Source organism: Flavobacterium sp. CAU 1735 (assembly GCF_039888695.1).
GTDB lineage: Bacteria > Bacteroidota > Bacteroidia > Flavobacteriales > Flavobacteriaceae > Flavobacterium.
In genome coordinates this window covers 957,463-972,779 of record NZ_JBDQQQ010000001.1, presented here as the reverse complement: position 1 = coordinate 972,779, position 15,317 = coordinate 957,463, and the positions used below count along the sequence as shown (strand labels likewise).

The window sequence follows — 15,317 nt, the reverse complement described above, 5'->3', positions numbered from 1 at the left end:
ATTTTCTAAAAATAACAATATTTTTAACACAAAAACAAAATTTTTATAACAAAAACATTCAAAACAAACAATAAAAAACAACAAAACCCTTACCACTACTGGTTTTATAAAATAATGTTACCTTTAAGCACTAAAGATCAAAAAATGAAAAATTTACTATTTATTTTTACCCTGATCATGACACAGGCACTCCACGCACAAGAAGTTACGACCTCCTATTTTTTAATTCGTCATGCCGAAAAAGCCGATTCATCAAAAGATACCAATTTGTCTGAAAAAGGCCTGGAACGCGCCGCAAAATGGGATCGGGCTTTACAAAATATTGCTTTTGATGCAGTGTATTGTACCGTATACAAACGTACACAACAAACAGCTCAGCCAACTGCTAACCGGAATCATAAAGATATCATCGTATACAACCATAAAGACCTCGATATTCTGAAGTTTAAAAAGGAAACGCTGGGAAAAAATGTGCTTATCGTTGGCCATAGTAATTCCATACCCGGTTTTGTCAACGCGCTGATTGGTCAACCGAAATACCAAGAAATTGACGAAAGTGTATTTGGAAATCTATACCTCGTAGTCGTTAAAGGCGATAGTGTTACCGATTACCTGTTACAGTTTTAAAAAAGAAAAAGGTTGCCTGCTGGCAACCTTTCTTATCAAAAAACCACTAAACCATGTATTAGAATTTCATTCCAACCCCTAACCCTAATAACCATGGATTTATTTTAACATCTGCCGGGATACTTAAGCCATCGGCTAAATTCGAAGCATCCACTGTAACATCTGTTTTTAAGAATAATCGTTTTACATCGGCATTGATAAAGAACTTATCGGTCACCATAAGGTCAAAACCAGCCTGAACCGCATAGCCTAATGCATTGTCATATTTTACATCTTTAACCGTATTTCCGGCTTTAACATCATAAAATATGGTATAGTTTAATCCGGCACCTACATACGGTTTGAATACTTTTTCGTTCATCGGATAAAAATGGTACTGCGCCATCAATGTCGGTGGTAATAAACGTACGGAACCCAGATCGACATTCGCTTTTGACGGCCCGCCAACAGCTGAGATATCAGAACCTACTGTATGTACATCGTGTTTGGATGTTCCTAAAATCAATTCCACAGCGAAATTTTTAGTAACGAAATACGAGAAATCCAGTTCCGGAATAATCGTATTCGAAATGGAAACGTCACCACCTATGGTACTGATATCGGCACTTTCATTTGGTACCACACCTACACCACGTACGCGAACCTGCCATCTTTTAAAATCTTCGGTTTTATATTTTGTTTTGATTTCCTGAGCCTGCGTTACACCCGTACCGAACATCAATACTATTGCTGCTAATAAAGTTATTTTTTTCATGTTTAATTTTGGTTAAGTATTACAAGGCAAAAGTAGCCGCTTAATAACCGGTAAAAACTGATAAAAATCATAGTCCATAAACTTTTTCATTAGTAATTGGAATCACAAAATTTTTACGGTTCGCTTTTTGTTCTTACATTTGCCGTCCTATGCTAAAAACAGTTAACATACTTAACAAGAGAGCGAAATTCGATTATGAAATACTCGAAAAGTATACCGCCGGAATCGTATTAACCGGAACGGAAATCAAATCGATCCGTTTGGGAAAAGCCTCTATAGCCGAGAGTTTCTGTGAATTTCACGGTCATGAACTGTTTGTGATCAATTCGCATGTCGAAGAATACCTGTACGGCACGCATTACAACCATAAAGCCAAAAGCGAGCGTAAGTTACTGCTGAACAAAAAAGAGCTGAAAAGTCTTTTAAAAAGCATGCAAAACAAAGGACTTACCATTATTCCACTTCGTTTGTTTACCAACGAAAAAGGACTGGCAAAACTGGATATCGCGCTTTGCCGTGGTAAGAAAAACTTCGACAAACGGGAGACTATAAAAGACCGGGATAACAAACGGGATTTAGACCGAATCAAAAAAGTACACTAAATTATCGCTTAAAAGTGTTTTACATTTGCTGATTTATGACTAAAATTGTCATGAAAAGCCTGAAGCATGAAAGACCTACTCAAAAACGCCCGCGAACAAAAAGGACTTAAAACCCGCGAAGTGGCGCAGATGCTTCAGATCGATCAGGCATTGATTAGTAAATTTGAAAACGGTCAGCGTAAACCAACACGCGAACAACTTGTCAAACTGGCTACCTTACTCGAAATCGATTTCGACACCTTATTGATCAACTGGCTTAAAGAAAAGATTCTCTACGAAGTCGGTCAGGACGAATTGGCTTTAAAAGCGATACAAATGGCCGAGGAAGAACTCAAACGCAACGCTTTTACCAAGACCTATTCCATTCCGGCCGCACTGCAAATCCTATTACACGAGATCGACAATTTAAAGGAAAAAGTAACACGCTTCCGGTCGTTCGAAACCGAAACCATCCGGCAAACCCTTGCGCTGGATTATATATTTTGCAGCAATCAGTTGGATGGAGCGGCTTTTTCACTGGACGAAACCCGTGCCGTAATTCAGAAAGGCGAAACCATTTCCGGGAAAAGTATGCGGGAACACCTCGAAGCAATCAACCATCAGGAAGCCATTCGTTACCTCGAAAGTCTTCCGGAAAAGAATAGTTTTATAGCCGAAAAAGATATTTTCACGCTTCACAATCTGATCGTCCGCGGTATTGCTCCCGACGAATCCGGAAAATATCGAAGTACGGACAATGTTCCAAACAATAGTTCCGATGCCTTACCCCGTGCCAACAGTATTCCAAAACTGATGGATGACCTATTTTTATGGTACGAAACCAATAAAAATAAATTACATCCGGTGATTCTGGCGGGTGAAATCCTTTCGCAGTTCTGTTTTATACAGGCTTTTACAAACGGAAACAATAAGGTTGCCCGTTTGGTGATGAATTCCATTTTAATCCAACACGGTTATCTTTATGCTTTGATCAAAGGTGATCCGGCTTCCAAAATAGTGTTTGAAAATGCGCTGAATGAAGCCAATACAGCTCAAAACAAAGAAAACCTGTTGCTAATCGTAGCTCAGGCGGAAAAAGAAAGTCTGGAACGCTACCTCAACCTGTTGGTGCATCAATAAAAAAAACGTCCGCCAAAGAAGCGGACGTTTTCATTAATTTTTATCTTCCAGTAAAGGAACGAATCGGAAGTCACCGAATTCGTGCTTTTCAAATTGTGTTTCGTTTTTACGGATCAGCAAGGTCATCACCTGAACGTCTTCTCCCAATGGAATAACAAGTCGGCCGCCAATTTTAAGTTGCGCCATAAGCGGTTGTGGAATAAACGGCGCACCAGCCGTTACGATAATACTATCGAAAGGCGCAAAATTTGGCAATCCTTTATAGCCGTCGCCAAATGACAATTGTTTCGGACGAATTCCCAGTTTTGGCAATAATAAGGACGTACTTTTAAACAGTTCGTTCTGGCGTTCCACACTGTACACTTTTGCCCCCATCATACACAAAACGGCTGTTTGGTAACCCGAGCCCGTTCCGATTTCCAGTACTTTGTCGTCTTTTTTCACCTGTAATAATTCCGATTGAAACGCTACCGTGTAGGGTTGCGAAATCGTCTGCCCGGCTCCGATCGGAAAGGCCTTATCCTGGTAGGCAAAATCTTCAAATCCTGAATTTAAAAACAGATGTCTCGGGATTTTTTTAATGGCTTCCAATACATTTCTGTCCGTAATACCTTTTTGTTGTAATACGGTTACCAGCTGATTTCGAAGTCCTTGATGTTTGGCAGTATCTCTCACTTTTATGGCAATTATTAAAGGGTAAAAATAACAAACAAATTTACAATTTGAAATCCATCTCCGGAAATTATTAACACGGTCTTCTCCTTAAAAAAATCCCCTAACTTTTAAATTTGAAATAGAAGTTTTTACGTCGAAATCTTTTATTTTTGTTGAAAATAGATGCTCATGCTAAAAGTTGGCGTATTAGGTGCCGGCCACCTTGGAAAAATACATTTGCGATTACTCAATCAATCTGAAAAATATGAATTAGTAGGGTTTTACGACCCGAATACCGATAATGCCGAAAAAGTGGCTCAGGAATTCGGTTACCGGAAATTCGACTCGATCACAGCGCTTATTCAGGCTGTTGACGTGGTTGATATTGTAACTCCTACCCTTTCGCATTTCGATTGTGCCAAAGAAGCGATCGAAAATGGAAAACACGTTTTTTTGGAAAAACCCATCGCGAATACGGTAGAAGAAGCACGTGAAATTATTGCGCTGGCAACCAAACATCAGGTTAAAGGTCAGGTAGGTCATGTGGAACGTTTTAACCCGGCTTTTAAAGCGGTAAAAGACAAAATCGAAAATCCGATGTTTATCGAAACGCACCGTCTGGCGGAGTTTAATCCGCGTGGTACCGATGTTCCGGTAGTACTGGATCTGATGATTCACGATATCGACGCGATTCTAAGTGTGGTACAATCCAAAGTAAAAAATATTAGCGCCAGTGGTGTTTCGGTGATCAGCGATTCTCCGGACATTGCCAATGCCCGTATCGAGTTCGAAAACGGTTGTGTGGCCAACGTAACTTCCAGTCGGATTTCGATGAAAAACATGCGTAAAGCCCGTTTTTTCCAGAAAGATGCCTATATTTCGGTGGATTACCTCGAGAAAATCTGCGAAGTGGTGAAAATGAAAGACGCTCCGGAAGTACCCGGCGATTTTGATATGATCCTTCAAAATGCCGAAGGGGTCAAAAAACAAATCTATTACGACAATCCAAGCGTGGAACAAAACAATGCCATTCTGGACGAACTGGAGACTTTTGCCGATGCCATTAACAACAATACAACACCAATTGTAACATTGGAAGACGGAACAGAGGCACTTCGTGTGGCACATCAGATTATCGACTGTTTTAAAAAATAACCATGATCCAAAAGTTGCTTCAGGATACGGAAACGCTGGTACATTTCGCAATTATTTGCGGACTGACGCTGCTATTCTCGTATTTTGCCAATTTGTATCTAAAGCGACTGATCTTCAAAAAATCCAACATCATAGACAGCGATCCGACGAATTATGTTTTTTTTAAACATTTTGCGACCGCTATTATCTATCTTTTCGGATTTGGATGGGCATTGCTCACCTTACCGATCGCCAAAACCTACGGTCATTCGTTACTCGCCGGTGCCGGTGTAACCACCTTAATCGCCGGATTTGCCTCACAACAGGCACTGAGCAATATCGTAGGTGGTATTTTTATCCTGATTTTTAAACCGTTTCGCGTAAACGATTATATCGAATTCCAGGGCAAATCGGGACGTGTACTGGAAGTAAATTTACACGACACCATTATTCTGGACGATACCCAAAACAGGATTATCATCCCGAATACGTTACTATCAAACGGAATCATAACAAACATTAAAAAACAACCCTAAAAATGAAAAACATAGCTGTAATCGGAGCCGGAACAATGGGCAACGGAATTGCGCATACTTTTGCACAAAGCGGTTTTAAAGTATTATTAATTGATATTTCCGAAAAATCACTGGAAAAAGGGATGGCTACCATCGTAGGCAACCTGGATCGTATGATTGCCAAAGGAACCATTACCGAAGCCGACAAAAAAGCGACTATCGAAAACATCATCACCTATACCGATATTGCAGACGGTGTGGTAAATGCCGACCTGGTTGTAGAAGCAGCTACGGAAAATGTAACGTTAAAACTGAACATTTTTAAACAACTAAGCGAGGTTTGTAATGAAAACACCATTTTAGCTTCCAATACTTCTTCCATTTCCATTACGCAGATTGCTTCTGTGGTGAAAAACCCGGCACGTGTTATAGGAATGCACTTTATGAACCCGGTGCCGATTATGAAACTGGTCGAAATCATCCGCGGTTATAACACAACAGACGAAGTAACCAAAACGATTATGGAGTTGTCTGTAAAACTGGGAAAAACACCAGTAGAAGTAAACGACTATCCCGGATTTGTAGCCAACCGTATTTTAATGCCAATGATCAACGAATCTATCGAAACGCTATACAATGGCGTAGCCGGTGTATCCGAAATCGATACGGTAATGAAACTGGGAATGGCACATCCGATGGGACCATTGCAATTGGCCGATTTTATCGGATTGGACGTATGTCTTTCGATCCTTAACGTAATGTACGACGGATTTAAAAATCCGAAATACGCCCCATGTCCATTATTGGTAAACATGGTAATGGCCGGAAAACTGGGTGTAAAATCCGGTGAAGGTTTCTACGATTATTCCGAAAGCAAAAAAGCAGAGAAAGTAGCGAAAATGTTCGCATAATGATACGTATACCCGATTGGCAATTGGTAATTTCGGTTATCAATTGCCAATTTTAATTTCGATTCAATGGCTATAATACAACCTTTTAAAGCGGTTCATCCTACGGCAGACAAAGTAAGTCTGGTGACTTCCCGTTCGTACGACGATTACGGGGCAACCGAGTTGGCTGCTTACCTGGAGTTTAATCCGTTTTCCTTTTTGCATATTTTAAATCCGGCGTATATGAACCAGCAAAAAATCGGTTTTGACAAGCGCTTTAAAGCTGTGGCGCATAAATATGCCGATTTTAAGCGGGACAGGATTCTGGTTCAGGAAGAAAAGGCGGTATTGTATCTGTATCAGATCGAATCCAAAAACCATGCGTTTATCGGAATTCTGGCCGGAACCTCCATCAAGGATTATCAGGATAACGTGATCAAAAAACACGAGGATACGCTACAGTATCGTGTGGATTTATTTAAAGATTATTTGCATCAAACCGGTTTTAATACCGAACCTGTATTGATCACCTATAACAGTACTACCGCTTTAAGCGAATGGATCACAGCGAAATCGCAGGAACGTCCGCTATTGGACTTTTCTACGACAAATAAAGAGAAACATACGCTCTGGAAGATTGCAGACGAAAACGAAATCCAATGGCTGCAGGAACAATTTAAAAGCATTGGCGATTTGTATATTGCCGACGGCCATCATCGTTCTGCATCGGCGGAATTATTATACGAACAGGACAAAAATTCCGGGAATCAGAATCTGGATTATTTTATGAGTTATCTGATTGCCGATACCAACGTAAAAATATACGAATACAACCGATTGATCCGCGATTTGAATGGTTTTACCAAAGAGGATTTTATCAAAAAACTGGCCGATAATTTTGTGATCAAAAGCAAAAAGCAGGAATTGTGGAAACCAAAGCATAAATTTGAATTTGGTATGTATCTGGATAACGATTTTTATTCTTTAAAACTTAAAGAAGAAAACTTTATCTTTGATGATGCCTTGTCCGGGTTAGATGCTCAGATTCTTTACAAAACGGTTTTACAACCGATACTGGGTATTGAAGATTTGCGAACGGACGACAGAATTGCATATGTTCCCGGTACAAAATCCATTACAACCATCAAAGAACAGGTCGATAATGGCGAATTTGAAGTCGGTTTTATGCTCTTCCCGATTAATATTAAAGAAATTAAGGATCTGGCCGATGCCAATTTGATCATGCCACCAAAAAGCACGTTTATCGAACCGAAGTTCAGAAGCGGTCTTGTGGTTTATGAAATTTAATTTTGGCAAAAACAGTAATGACGCTATGACAATACGTGAAAATCTTACAGCAATACAAGCGGGCTTACCGGAACAGGTTACGCTGGTAGCCGTTTCCAAAACCAAACCCGTTTCCGATTTAATGGAAGCCTATGAAGCCGGTCAGCGTATTTTCGGTGAAAATAAGATCCAGGAAATGACCGAGAAATGGGAACAAATGCCTAAGGATATCCAATGGCATATGATTGGACATGTTCAGACCAATAAAGTGAAATATATGGCGCCTTATGTGAGCCTTATTCACGGTGTGGACAGTTTAAAACTATTACAGGAAATTAACAAGCAGGCTCAAAAAAACAATCGGGTTATCGATTGCCTGCTGCAGATATATATAGCCGAAGAAGAAAGCAAATTCGGATTGGATGAAAACGAATTACAAACATTGCTCACTTCCGATGCTTTACAGGACTTACAAAACGTGCGAATTACGGGATTAATGGGAATGGCAACCTTTACCGATAGTAAAGCACAAATTAAAAAAGAATTTAGCCGTTTAAAAGCTATCTTTGACACGTATAAAAATAACAAAACCCAAACTACTGACCTTTCCATTTTATCTATGGGCATGTCGGGCGATTATGCGATTGCTATCGACTGCGGCAGTACAATGGTACGGATCGGAAGCAGTATTTTTGGCTCCCGCTAACCGCGAATTTTAAAACTCAGACACAGAATTGTACGCTATACTTGACATAGAAACGACAGGAGGACAATATAACGAAGAGGGCATTACCGAAATTGCTATCTATCGTTTCGACGGCCATGAAGTGGTTGATCAGTTTATTAGTCTGGTCAATCCTGAAATTCCCATACAACCGTTTGTAGTTAAACTGACCGGTATTAATAATGCCATGCTGCGTTCGGCTCCTAAATTTTATGAAGTCGCCAAACGCATCATCGAAATCACACAGGATTGTATTATCGTAGCCCACAATGCGGCTTTCGATTATCGCGTGCTCCGTATGGAATTCCGCCGACTGGGTTATGAATTCAACCGAAATACGCTGTGTACTGTGGAGTTGTCCAAAAAACTAATTCCCGACCAACCTTCCTACAGTCTTGGAAAACTGGTTCGTAGTCTTGGAATTCCAATCGCCGACCGTCACCGCGCAACCGGCGATGCGATGGCTACCGTAAAGCTGTTTAAAATGCTTTTGTCCAAGGATCTTAAAAAGGAAATCGTTACCACGTTTATCAAAAAGGAAATCAAATCCGGGATGTCGCCAAAATTGCTGGATATTGTGGAAGGTATTCCATCCAAAACCGGCATTTACTACATCCATCGCGAAGACGGAACCATTATTTACATCGGCAAAAGCAAAAACATAAAAAAACGCGTGAACCAGCATTTTACAGGGACTTCCCGTAAGGCTAAAAAAATACAAAACGAGGTCTACGCCGTCACTTTTGAAGAAACCGGTAGCGAATTGATTGCGCTTTTAAAAGAAAGCGAAGAAATCAAGATCAACAAACCGGTTTATAACCGCGCCCAACGCAAAACCATCTTTCCATGGGCTTTATATGCCGAAAAAGACAGTGAGGGCTATTTAAGTCTTCGTCTGGCTAAAGCCGATGGTCGTAAAAAAGAGATCACCTCTTTTGTAACCGTTGTGGAAGGTAAAAACTTCCTGCATAAGATTACCGCCGAATACCAGTTATGTCAGAAGATCAATGGTTTGTACGACACCAAAAAAGGTTGTTTTCAATACGATATCAAACAATGTAACGGCGCCTGCATCGGTAAGGAAAGTCCTGCAGAATACAATGTACGCGTACAGGATTTTATCGACAACTATCAGTTTCAGAACCAAAATATGGTTATTGTGGATCGCGGTCGCAGTATCGACGAAAGAACGGCCATATTGGTAGAAAACGGCATTTATAAAGGCTATTGTTTTTACGACCTGAATTATCAGATCAATAATATCGATATTCTAAAAAAGATCATTATCCCGATGGAAAACAACCGGGACACACGCAATATTATCCAGAATTACCTGCGAAAGAAAAAAGTCAACAAAGTAGTAACGTTTTAACACCTAACCGTTTTGAAAGCTTTAAAAACCAAATACGATCTTTTTAAGCAAAAAACGTATATTGTTATTTATGGTTCCAATACGTTTGCCGGACGTCTTTTCGATTTGGCCTTATTGGGTGTTATTCTATTGAGTGTTTTACTGGTAATGCTCGAATCGATCGAAAAACTCGATTTGAAACACCATACATTTATCGTGGTTTCGGAATGGATTATCACCGTGTTTTTCAGTATTGAATACGCACTCCGGATCATTTGTAACAGACGTCCGCTACAATATATTTTTAGCTTTTACGGTATCGTGGATCTTATTTCCATCTTACCGATGTATTTGTCCTTTTTTGTCCCCGGATCACGAATGTTGTCTGTTATCAGAGCCTTACGACTACTTCGTTTGTTTGGAATTCTGAATCTGGTGCATTTTACCGGTCAGGAATCCCAGCTAAAACTGGCCATTAAAGCCAGTCGAACCAAAATCATCGTATTTATTTACTTTATTTTGGTGGTTTCCATTTTACTTGGCGCCATCATGTATGTTATCGAAGGTCCGGAAAGCGGGTTTACCAGTATTCCGGTAAGCATTTACTGGTGTATTGTTACCCTTACAACCGTAGGCTATGGCGATATTGCTCCGATTACTACCTTAGGTCAGATTATCGCGGCTTTTATTATGATCATGGGTTATGGTATCATTGCAGTTCCAACCGGTATCGTAACAGCCGAGTTTGCGAATGCCAAGCGAAATGCTCCGGATATAGACGGAAAACGAAAATGTCCGTCCTGTACAACCATCATTTATAACGAAGATTCCAGATATTGCCATCATTGTGGCGAAAAATTAACAAATGGCTAATTACCTGATCACCATTATAGGCCCGACCGCTATTGGCAAAACGGCTTTAAGCATAGAACTCGCCCGACATTTTAAATGCGATATCCTTTCCTGCGACAGTCGTCAGTTTTTTAAAGAAATGACCATCGGTACCGCGGTGCCGTCTGCTATTGAACTTGCCGCAGCGCCGCATCATTTTATCCAGCATATTTCGGTTTTCGATCCGTATACGGTTGGCGATTTCGAAAGAGACGCTACAACCAAGCTCGACGAACTGTTTGCTAAAAACAATGTCCAGATTATGGTGGGCGGTTCCGGTTTGTATGTAGATGCCATTTTAAAGGGGTTTGATGATTTTCCGGAAATCGATCCGTCGGTACGGGAAAACATTCGGGAAAACTACGAAAACACAGGAATTACCTACCTTCAGGAAGAACTCGCGCGACTCGATCCGGAATACTATCAAAAAATAAGTGCCGAAAATCCGCAAACATTACAAAACCCACAGCGTATGATGCGCTTTGTGGAAGTTAGCCTTGGTAGCGGAAAGCCGTATTCTTCCTTTCTGAATCAGAAAAAAAATGCACGCAATTTTATTCCGGTAGTCATCGGACTGGAAGCCGAGCGCGAAGTAATGTACGACCGTATCAATCGCCGTGTGGATCTGATGTTGGATGCCGGTTTGCTCGAAGAAGCCAAATTGCTTTATCCCAATAAAACGTTAAACGCCTTACAAACCGTCGGTTATCGGGAATTATTTAGTTATTTTGACGGTGATTACACACTCGATTTTGCTATCGAAGAAATTAAAAAGAATACACGGCGCTTTGCCAAACGGCAGATTACCTGGTTTAAACGTACCGAAAACGCCCAATGGTTCGATTATAATACACCGGTTGAGCAGCTTATCGCGTATGCGGATCAACAAACCCAAAATACATAACAATGCCTATATCCCCTGATTTTACTTCCGTTTTCGAACACGAATGGGAAATTAATTTTACACAATGTACTCCTTTCGGTTACCTGAAATATGTCGATTTGTGCAATATCCTGCAATTAACAGCCGCAGAACATTCCATTCACGGTGGATTGAGTTTTAATGATATGCAACAACACGATCAGGCCTGGGTTTTGAGTCGTATTCGCGTAGAAATAACCGACGTTCTTCCCAAATGGATGGACAAAGTAACCGTTAAAACCTGGATCGAAGACCTACAGGGTTCGCGTTCCATCCGAAATATCGAAATGTATCTGAATGGAAAAAAAGTAGCCGGAGCTTCTACTTTTTGGGCGGTTTTTAATACCAAACTCCGAAAAGCCGAAGCCTTGGCGTTACCACACGAACATTTTGAAAAATATCCGGAGTGGCATGCCACCGAACAGCACTTTTCTAAGATTAATGTTTCCCGCGATACGGAGACCGTAGCCAACCGAAATGTGGTATTATCTGATCTGGACATTGTGAATCACGTAAACAACGTAAAATACCTGGAATGGTGTTTGGATACGCTCGATGCCAAAGCCGTCCTGAAACAGGAAATCAAAAGCTTTGAAATGAATTTTTTACGGGAATTGAGTCTGAATGATACGATCTCGATTCATAAAACACCGGAAGTCAAACCAACTTATTTTTCGGTTGCTAAAGCCGATAAGACCTGTTTCGCACTACAATTGGACTGGAAATAAGCGAACCCTATAAAACACCTGACAGTTTTTTGAAACCATCTAAAACACCTGACAGGTTTCGAAAACCTGTCAGGTGTATTCAATAAGTTATAAAAAAAGCGCCCGGATTTGAATCCGGGCGCTTCTTTTTTTCTAAGTAGCTTGGGTGCTTTTTATTCTGTAACTTTATTTTTGATTACCAAACGGAAACCTTCTCCGTGGATGTTCAGGATTTCAACATCCTCATCCTGTTTCAGGTATTTACGTAATTTGGCAATATAAACGTCCATACTTCTTGAGGTGAAGTAGTTGTCGTCTCTCCAGATTTTGGTTAATGCTAATTCTCTTGGCATCAAATCATTTTCATGTAAGGCCAACATTTTTAGCAATTCATTTTCTTTTGGTGACAATTTGATCGGCTCCTCATTCTGGAACGAAAGGAAACGCAATTTGGAGTTCAGATGGAATTTACCAATCTGGAATTCAAATTTTGTATTGTCTGTTTTTACTTCTGAAGCTTTACGCTGGATGATCGCTTTGATCTTCATCAATAAAACTTCCGAGTCAAAAGGTTTGTTCAAGTAATCATCTGCACCTACTTTATACCCTTTTAAAACGTCTTCTTTCATTGATTTTGCCGTTAAAAAGATAATCGGCACTTCTTTATTTTTTTCGCGGATTTCTCTCGCTAAGGTATAACCATCTTTGTAAGGCATCATTACGTCCAAAATACATAAATCGAAGTTGTCTTTTTTGAATTTTTCGAAACCTTCCATTCCGTTTTTGGCTAAAGTAACTTCAAAATCATTTATTAAAAGGTAATCTTTGAGCACTGCTCCAAAATTGGGGTCATCTTCTACTAAAAGAATTTTTTTGTTAGTCGTATCCATATCATTAATTTATTAGTGGCATTTTTATAATGAAGGTACTTCCTTTTCCCTTCTCACTTTCAACGAATATCTGACCGTTATGGTCTTCAACAATTCGCTTTACATAGGCTAATCCAAGCCCGTGTCCTTTTACATTGTGTAAATCGCCGGTATGTTCCCGGTAAAATTTCTCAAAAATTCTTTTTTGAGCCACTTTACTCATTCCCGCTCCGTGATCTTTTACTTTTATCAGTATAAAATCTTTGACATTTTCTGTTATCACGTCAATTATCGGTGCTTCCGGTGAATATTTTATTGCATTATCCAGTATGTTAACCATTACATTCGTAAAATGTACGTCGTTTAACAATATCGTGGTTCGTTTGGCATTCAGATGTTCTTTAATGATCCCGCCGCGGTCTTCCACAATAAGGTTAACATGCTCCATTGCATCTTCTATTATCGTATGAACATCTGTTGGTTCTTTACTGATTTCCAATTCCCGTTTTTCAAGCTTGGAAATCCGTAGTACATTTTCTACCTGTGCGTGCATTCGTTTGTTCTCATCCCGTATCATTTGCAGGTAGCGTTGTACTTTTTCCTTATCATCGATGATCTTTGGGTTTTTAATCGCATCCAAAGCCAGATTGATCGTGGCAATAGGTGTTTTAAACTCATGGGTCATATTGTTGATAAAGTCGGTTTTGATCTCCGAAATCTGTTTTTGTCGTATCAGCTGGTTTAGTGCGCTAAAATAGGCTACAATAATGACCAGCGTAAAGATGATGGAAAGGGTGGTTATACCGACCAATGACGAAAAAAGGAATTTATTTTTTTGCGGAAAACTCAACAATAGCTGGTATTTGCTTTGTCCTTCGTTATCCGGAAACACCGGAATACTGTAGGTTGAGTTTTTATCGTAATTAAAATTTTCCGATTTTACTTTGGTGGCCAGCATATTGCTGTAAATTCCAAACTCAAAAGGCGTTTTCACACCGTACTGACTGAGTTCGTTTTGCAGCATATTGTGCAGCTTCTCTTTCGAAACACGCTCCTGAATCGGTTTTAAACCTACGATATCCTTAAAATAGATCTCAAACTGGGCTTTATCCAGAATATCGAGATTTCCTTCCTTTTCGATCGTTACATCAGGCATTGGTGCTTTCTGAAAAGTTGCGGCATTATCGACCACATTTCCATTATAGATTTCTGTTTTTCGTTTCGCTACGAAACTTTTGAGCGAAACGGAGTCAGATCTTTTATCAAAGAACGAACGGTTTAAATTGTAATCTTCTAAAACGATGGTATTGGAGTAAATGATTTGCTCGTTGGTTTTTGGATCGCGTTTTACATAAAAATACTCTAACAAATCGCTTTGTCTCGGTACTTTTCCAATACTGTCCTTTAACTTGTTGAACTTTTCATAGAACTCAAAGTACTCCTGTTGTTGTAGTTTATTCGCTACACTACCGATAACCTGTTGTACGTGGTACTTGAATTGTTCTTCGTTGTTCTTGTAGGAAGTATTAATCCAGAATAATTGTACCAGAATAATACCCACCAACGACAGGCTCATCAGGATAATCAATAAGAGGAATCTCGTTTTATTCATCAAAACAAAATTAACATTTTAACATTTATTCCTTAAAAACATTAACCAAAGATTAACATCTATGGCGGTTTTTACATTTTATTCAATTCTTTAAGAATTAAATCCACTTCTTTTAAAGAAATGGTCAAATCGGTGTTGTCTATTATATAATCGCTAAATTCTGCTTTCCTCGCATCGTCCCACTGGTTTTTCATACGGTCGAGTACCTGATCGCGACTAACTTTATCCCGATTCATAACCCGTTCAATACGAATATCTTGCGGGGCCGTTACCAATATTATTTTATCGCAATCTTTATAACTACCACTCTCAAAAAGAATTGCAGCTTCTTTAACTATAAAATTACTTTTTTTATTATTTTTTAACCATTTATCAAAATTTTCTTTAACAGCCGGATGTATAATTTCATTTAATTTTTTTAATAAATTAGGTGAAGAAAACACTAATTCCGCAATTTTTTTGCGATTTAATTTTTCATTTTCCACAACATTCTCGTCAAAAATTTCCCGGACTTTTTTTACAATTTCAGGATCGTCCATTATTCTTTTCGCCTGATCATCAGCTATATAAACCGGAACACCTTTCGAATGAATATATTCCGCGATGGTCGACTTCCCACTTCCGATCCCGCCGGTGAGTCCTACAATTTTTGTCATGTC

17 protein-coding genes are annotated in these 15,317 nt (G+C 39.6%); 12 read left to right on the top strand and 5 right to left on the bottom strand.

The features are described 5' to 3' along the window. Positions 1-144: 144 nt before the first annotated feature. Complete coding sequence (locus AAFN64_RS04590; RefSeq protein WP_347759420.1) at positions 145-627, top strand: phosphoglycerate mutase family protein; 483 nt, start codon at positions 145-147, stop codon at positions 625-627. Between the two features lie 58 nt (positions 628-685). Here the strand turns inward: AAFN64_RS04590 and AAFN64_RS04585 are convergent, their stop codons facing one another. After that, positions 686-1,381 carry an OmpW family outer membrane protein gene (locus AAFN64_RS04585; RefSeq protein ID WP_347759419.1) on the bottom strand — a complete coding sequence of 232 codons (696 nt, stop codon included), beginning with the start codon at positions 1,379-1,381 and terminating at the stop codon, positions 686-688. 149 nt (positions 1,382-1,530) lie between these two features. On the opposite strand from AAFN64_RS04585, the gene smpB reads away from it, so the two are divergent. Both smpB and AAFN64_RS04575 read left to right on the top strand, forming a co-directional pair. Further along, on the top strand, positions 1,531-1,983 hold the full coding sequence (gene smpB / locus AAFN64_RS04580) for an SsrA-binding protein SmpB (protein WP_300490393.1): 453 nt from the start codon (positions 1,531-1,533) through the stop codon (positions 1,981-1,983). Positions 1,984-2,049: 66 nt separating this feature from the next. Continuing rightward, positions 2,050-3,102, top strand: a complete 1,053-nt coding sequence (locus tag AAFN64_RS04575; RefSeq protein WP_347759418.1) for a Fic family protein — start codon at positions 2,050-2,052, stop codon at positions 3,100-3,102. Between the two features lie 33 nt (positions 3,103-3,135). On the opposite strand, the gene AAFN64_RS04570 is transcribed toward AAFN64_RS04575, so the two are convergent. Then, on the bottom strand, positions 3,136-3,777 hold the full coding sequence (locus AAFN64_RS04570; protein ID WP_347759417.1) for a protein-L-isoaspartate(D-aspartate) O-methyltransferase: 642 nt from the start codon (positions 3,775-3,777) through the stop codon (positions 3,136-3,138). A 168-nt stretch (positions 3,778-3,945) separates the two neighbouring features. On the opposite strand from AAFN64_RS04570, the gene AAFN64_RS04565 reads away from it, so the two are divergent. From AAFN64_RS04565 to AAFN64_RS04525, 9 genes are all read left to right on the top strand, one after another. Further along, positions 3,946-4,911, top strand: a complete 966-nt coding sequence (locus AAFN64_RS04565; protein WP_300490384.1) for a Gfo/Idh/MocA family oxidoreductase — start codon at positions 3,946-3,948, stop codon at positions 4,909-4,911. A 2-nt stretch (positions 4,912-4,913) separates the two neighbouring features. After that, a complete protein-coding gene (locus AAFN64_RS04560) occupies positions 4,914-5,426 on the top strand; it encodes a mechanosensitive ion channel domain-containing protein (RefSeq protein WP_300490381.1) in 513 nt (170 codons plus the stop codon). Positions 5,427-5,428: 2 nt separating this feature from the next. Further along, positions 5,429-6,316, top strand: a complete 888-nt coding sequence (locus AAFN64_RS04555) for a 3-hydroxybutyryl-CoA dehydrogenase (protein WP_300490378.1) — start codon at positions 5,429-5,431, stop codon at positions 6,314-6,316. Between the two features lie 66 nt (positions 6,317-6,382). Then, complete coding sequence (locus AAFN64_RS04550; protein WP_347759416.1) at positions 6,383-7,603, top strand: DUF1015 domain-containing protein; 1,221 nt, start codon at positions 6,383-6,385, stop codon at positions 7,601-7,603. Positions 7,604-7,628: 25 nt separating this feature from the next. Beyond that, a complete protein-coding gene (locus tag AAFN64_RS04545; RefSeq protein ID WP_347759415.1) occupies positions 7,629-8,288 on the top strand; it encodes a YggS family pyridoxal phosphate-dependent enzyme in 660 nt (219 codons plus the stop codon). A 28-nt stretch (positions 8,289-8,316) separates the two neighbouring features. Beyond that, positions 8,317-9,678, top strand: coding sequence for an exonuclease domain-containing protein (locus AAFN64_RS04540; RefSeq protein ID WP_347759414.1), 1,362 nt, complete (start codon positions 8,317-8,319; stop codon positions 9,676-9,678). Between the two features lie 12 nt (positions 9,679-9,690). Beyond that, positions 9,691-10,530 carry an ion transporter gene (locus tag AAFN64_RS04535; RefSeq protein WP_300490367.1) on the top strand — a complete coding sequence of 280 codons (840 nt, stop codon included), beginning with the start codon at positions 9,691-9,693 and terminating at the stop codon, positions 10,528-10,530. Next, a complete protein-coding gene (miaA, locus tag AAFN64_RS04530) occupies positions 10,523-11,452 on the top strand; it encodes a tRNA (adenosine(37)-N6)-dimethylallyltransferase MiaA (protein ID WP_347759413.1) in 930 nt (309 codons plus the stop codon). Before AAFN64_RS04535 ends, miaA begins: the two co-directional genes overlap by 8 nt. Before the next feature lie 2 nt (positions 11,453-11,454). Then, positions 11,455-12,198 carry an acyl-ACP thioesterase domain-containing protein gene (locus AAFN64_RS04525; RefSeq protein WP_347759412.1) on the top strand — a complete coding sequence of 248 codons (744 nt, stop codon included), beginning with the start codon at positions 11,455-11,457 and terminating at the stop codon, positions 12,196-12,198. Between the two features lie 152 nt (positions 12,199-12,350). On the opposite strand, the gene AAFN64_RS04520 is transcribed toward AAFN64_RS04525, so the two are convergent. The 3 genes from AAFN64_RS04520 to coaE all read right to left on the bottom strand — a co-directional run bounded on the left by AAFN64_RS04520 (position 12,351) and on the right by coaE (position 15,314). Beyond that, the gene (locus AAFN64_RS04520) at positions 12,351-13,067 is read right to left on the bottom strand and encodes a response regulator transcription factor (RefSeq protein WP_136402546.1); all 717 of its coding nucleotides are present in this window, start codon (positions 13,065-13,067) and stop codon (positions 12,351-12,353) included. Between the two features lie 4 nt (positions 13,068-13,071). After that, entirely contained in the window at positions 13,072-14,658 is a 1,587-nt protein-coding gene (locus tag AAFN64_RS04515) for a HAMP domain-containing sensor histidine kinase (protein ID WP_300490357.1), read from the bottom strand. Positions 14,659-14,729: 71 nt separating this feature from the next. After that, a complete protein-coding gene (gene coaE / locus AAFN64_RS04510; protein WP_347759411.1) occupies positions 14,730-15,314 on the bottom strand; it encodes a dephospho-CoA kinase in 585 nt (194 codons plus the stop codon). Positions 15,315-15,317 lie beyond the last annotated feature (3 nt).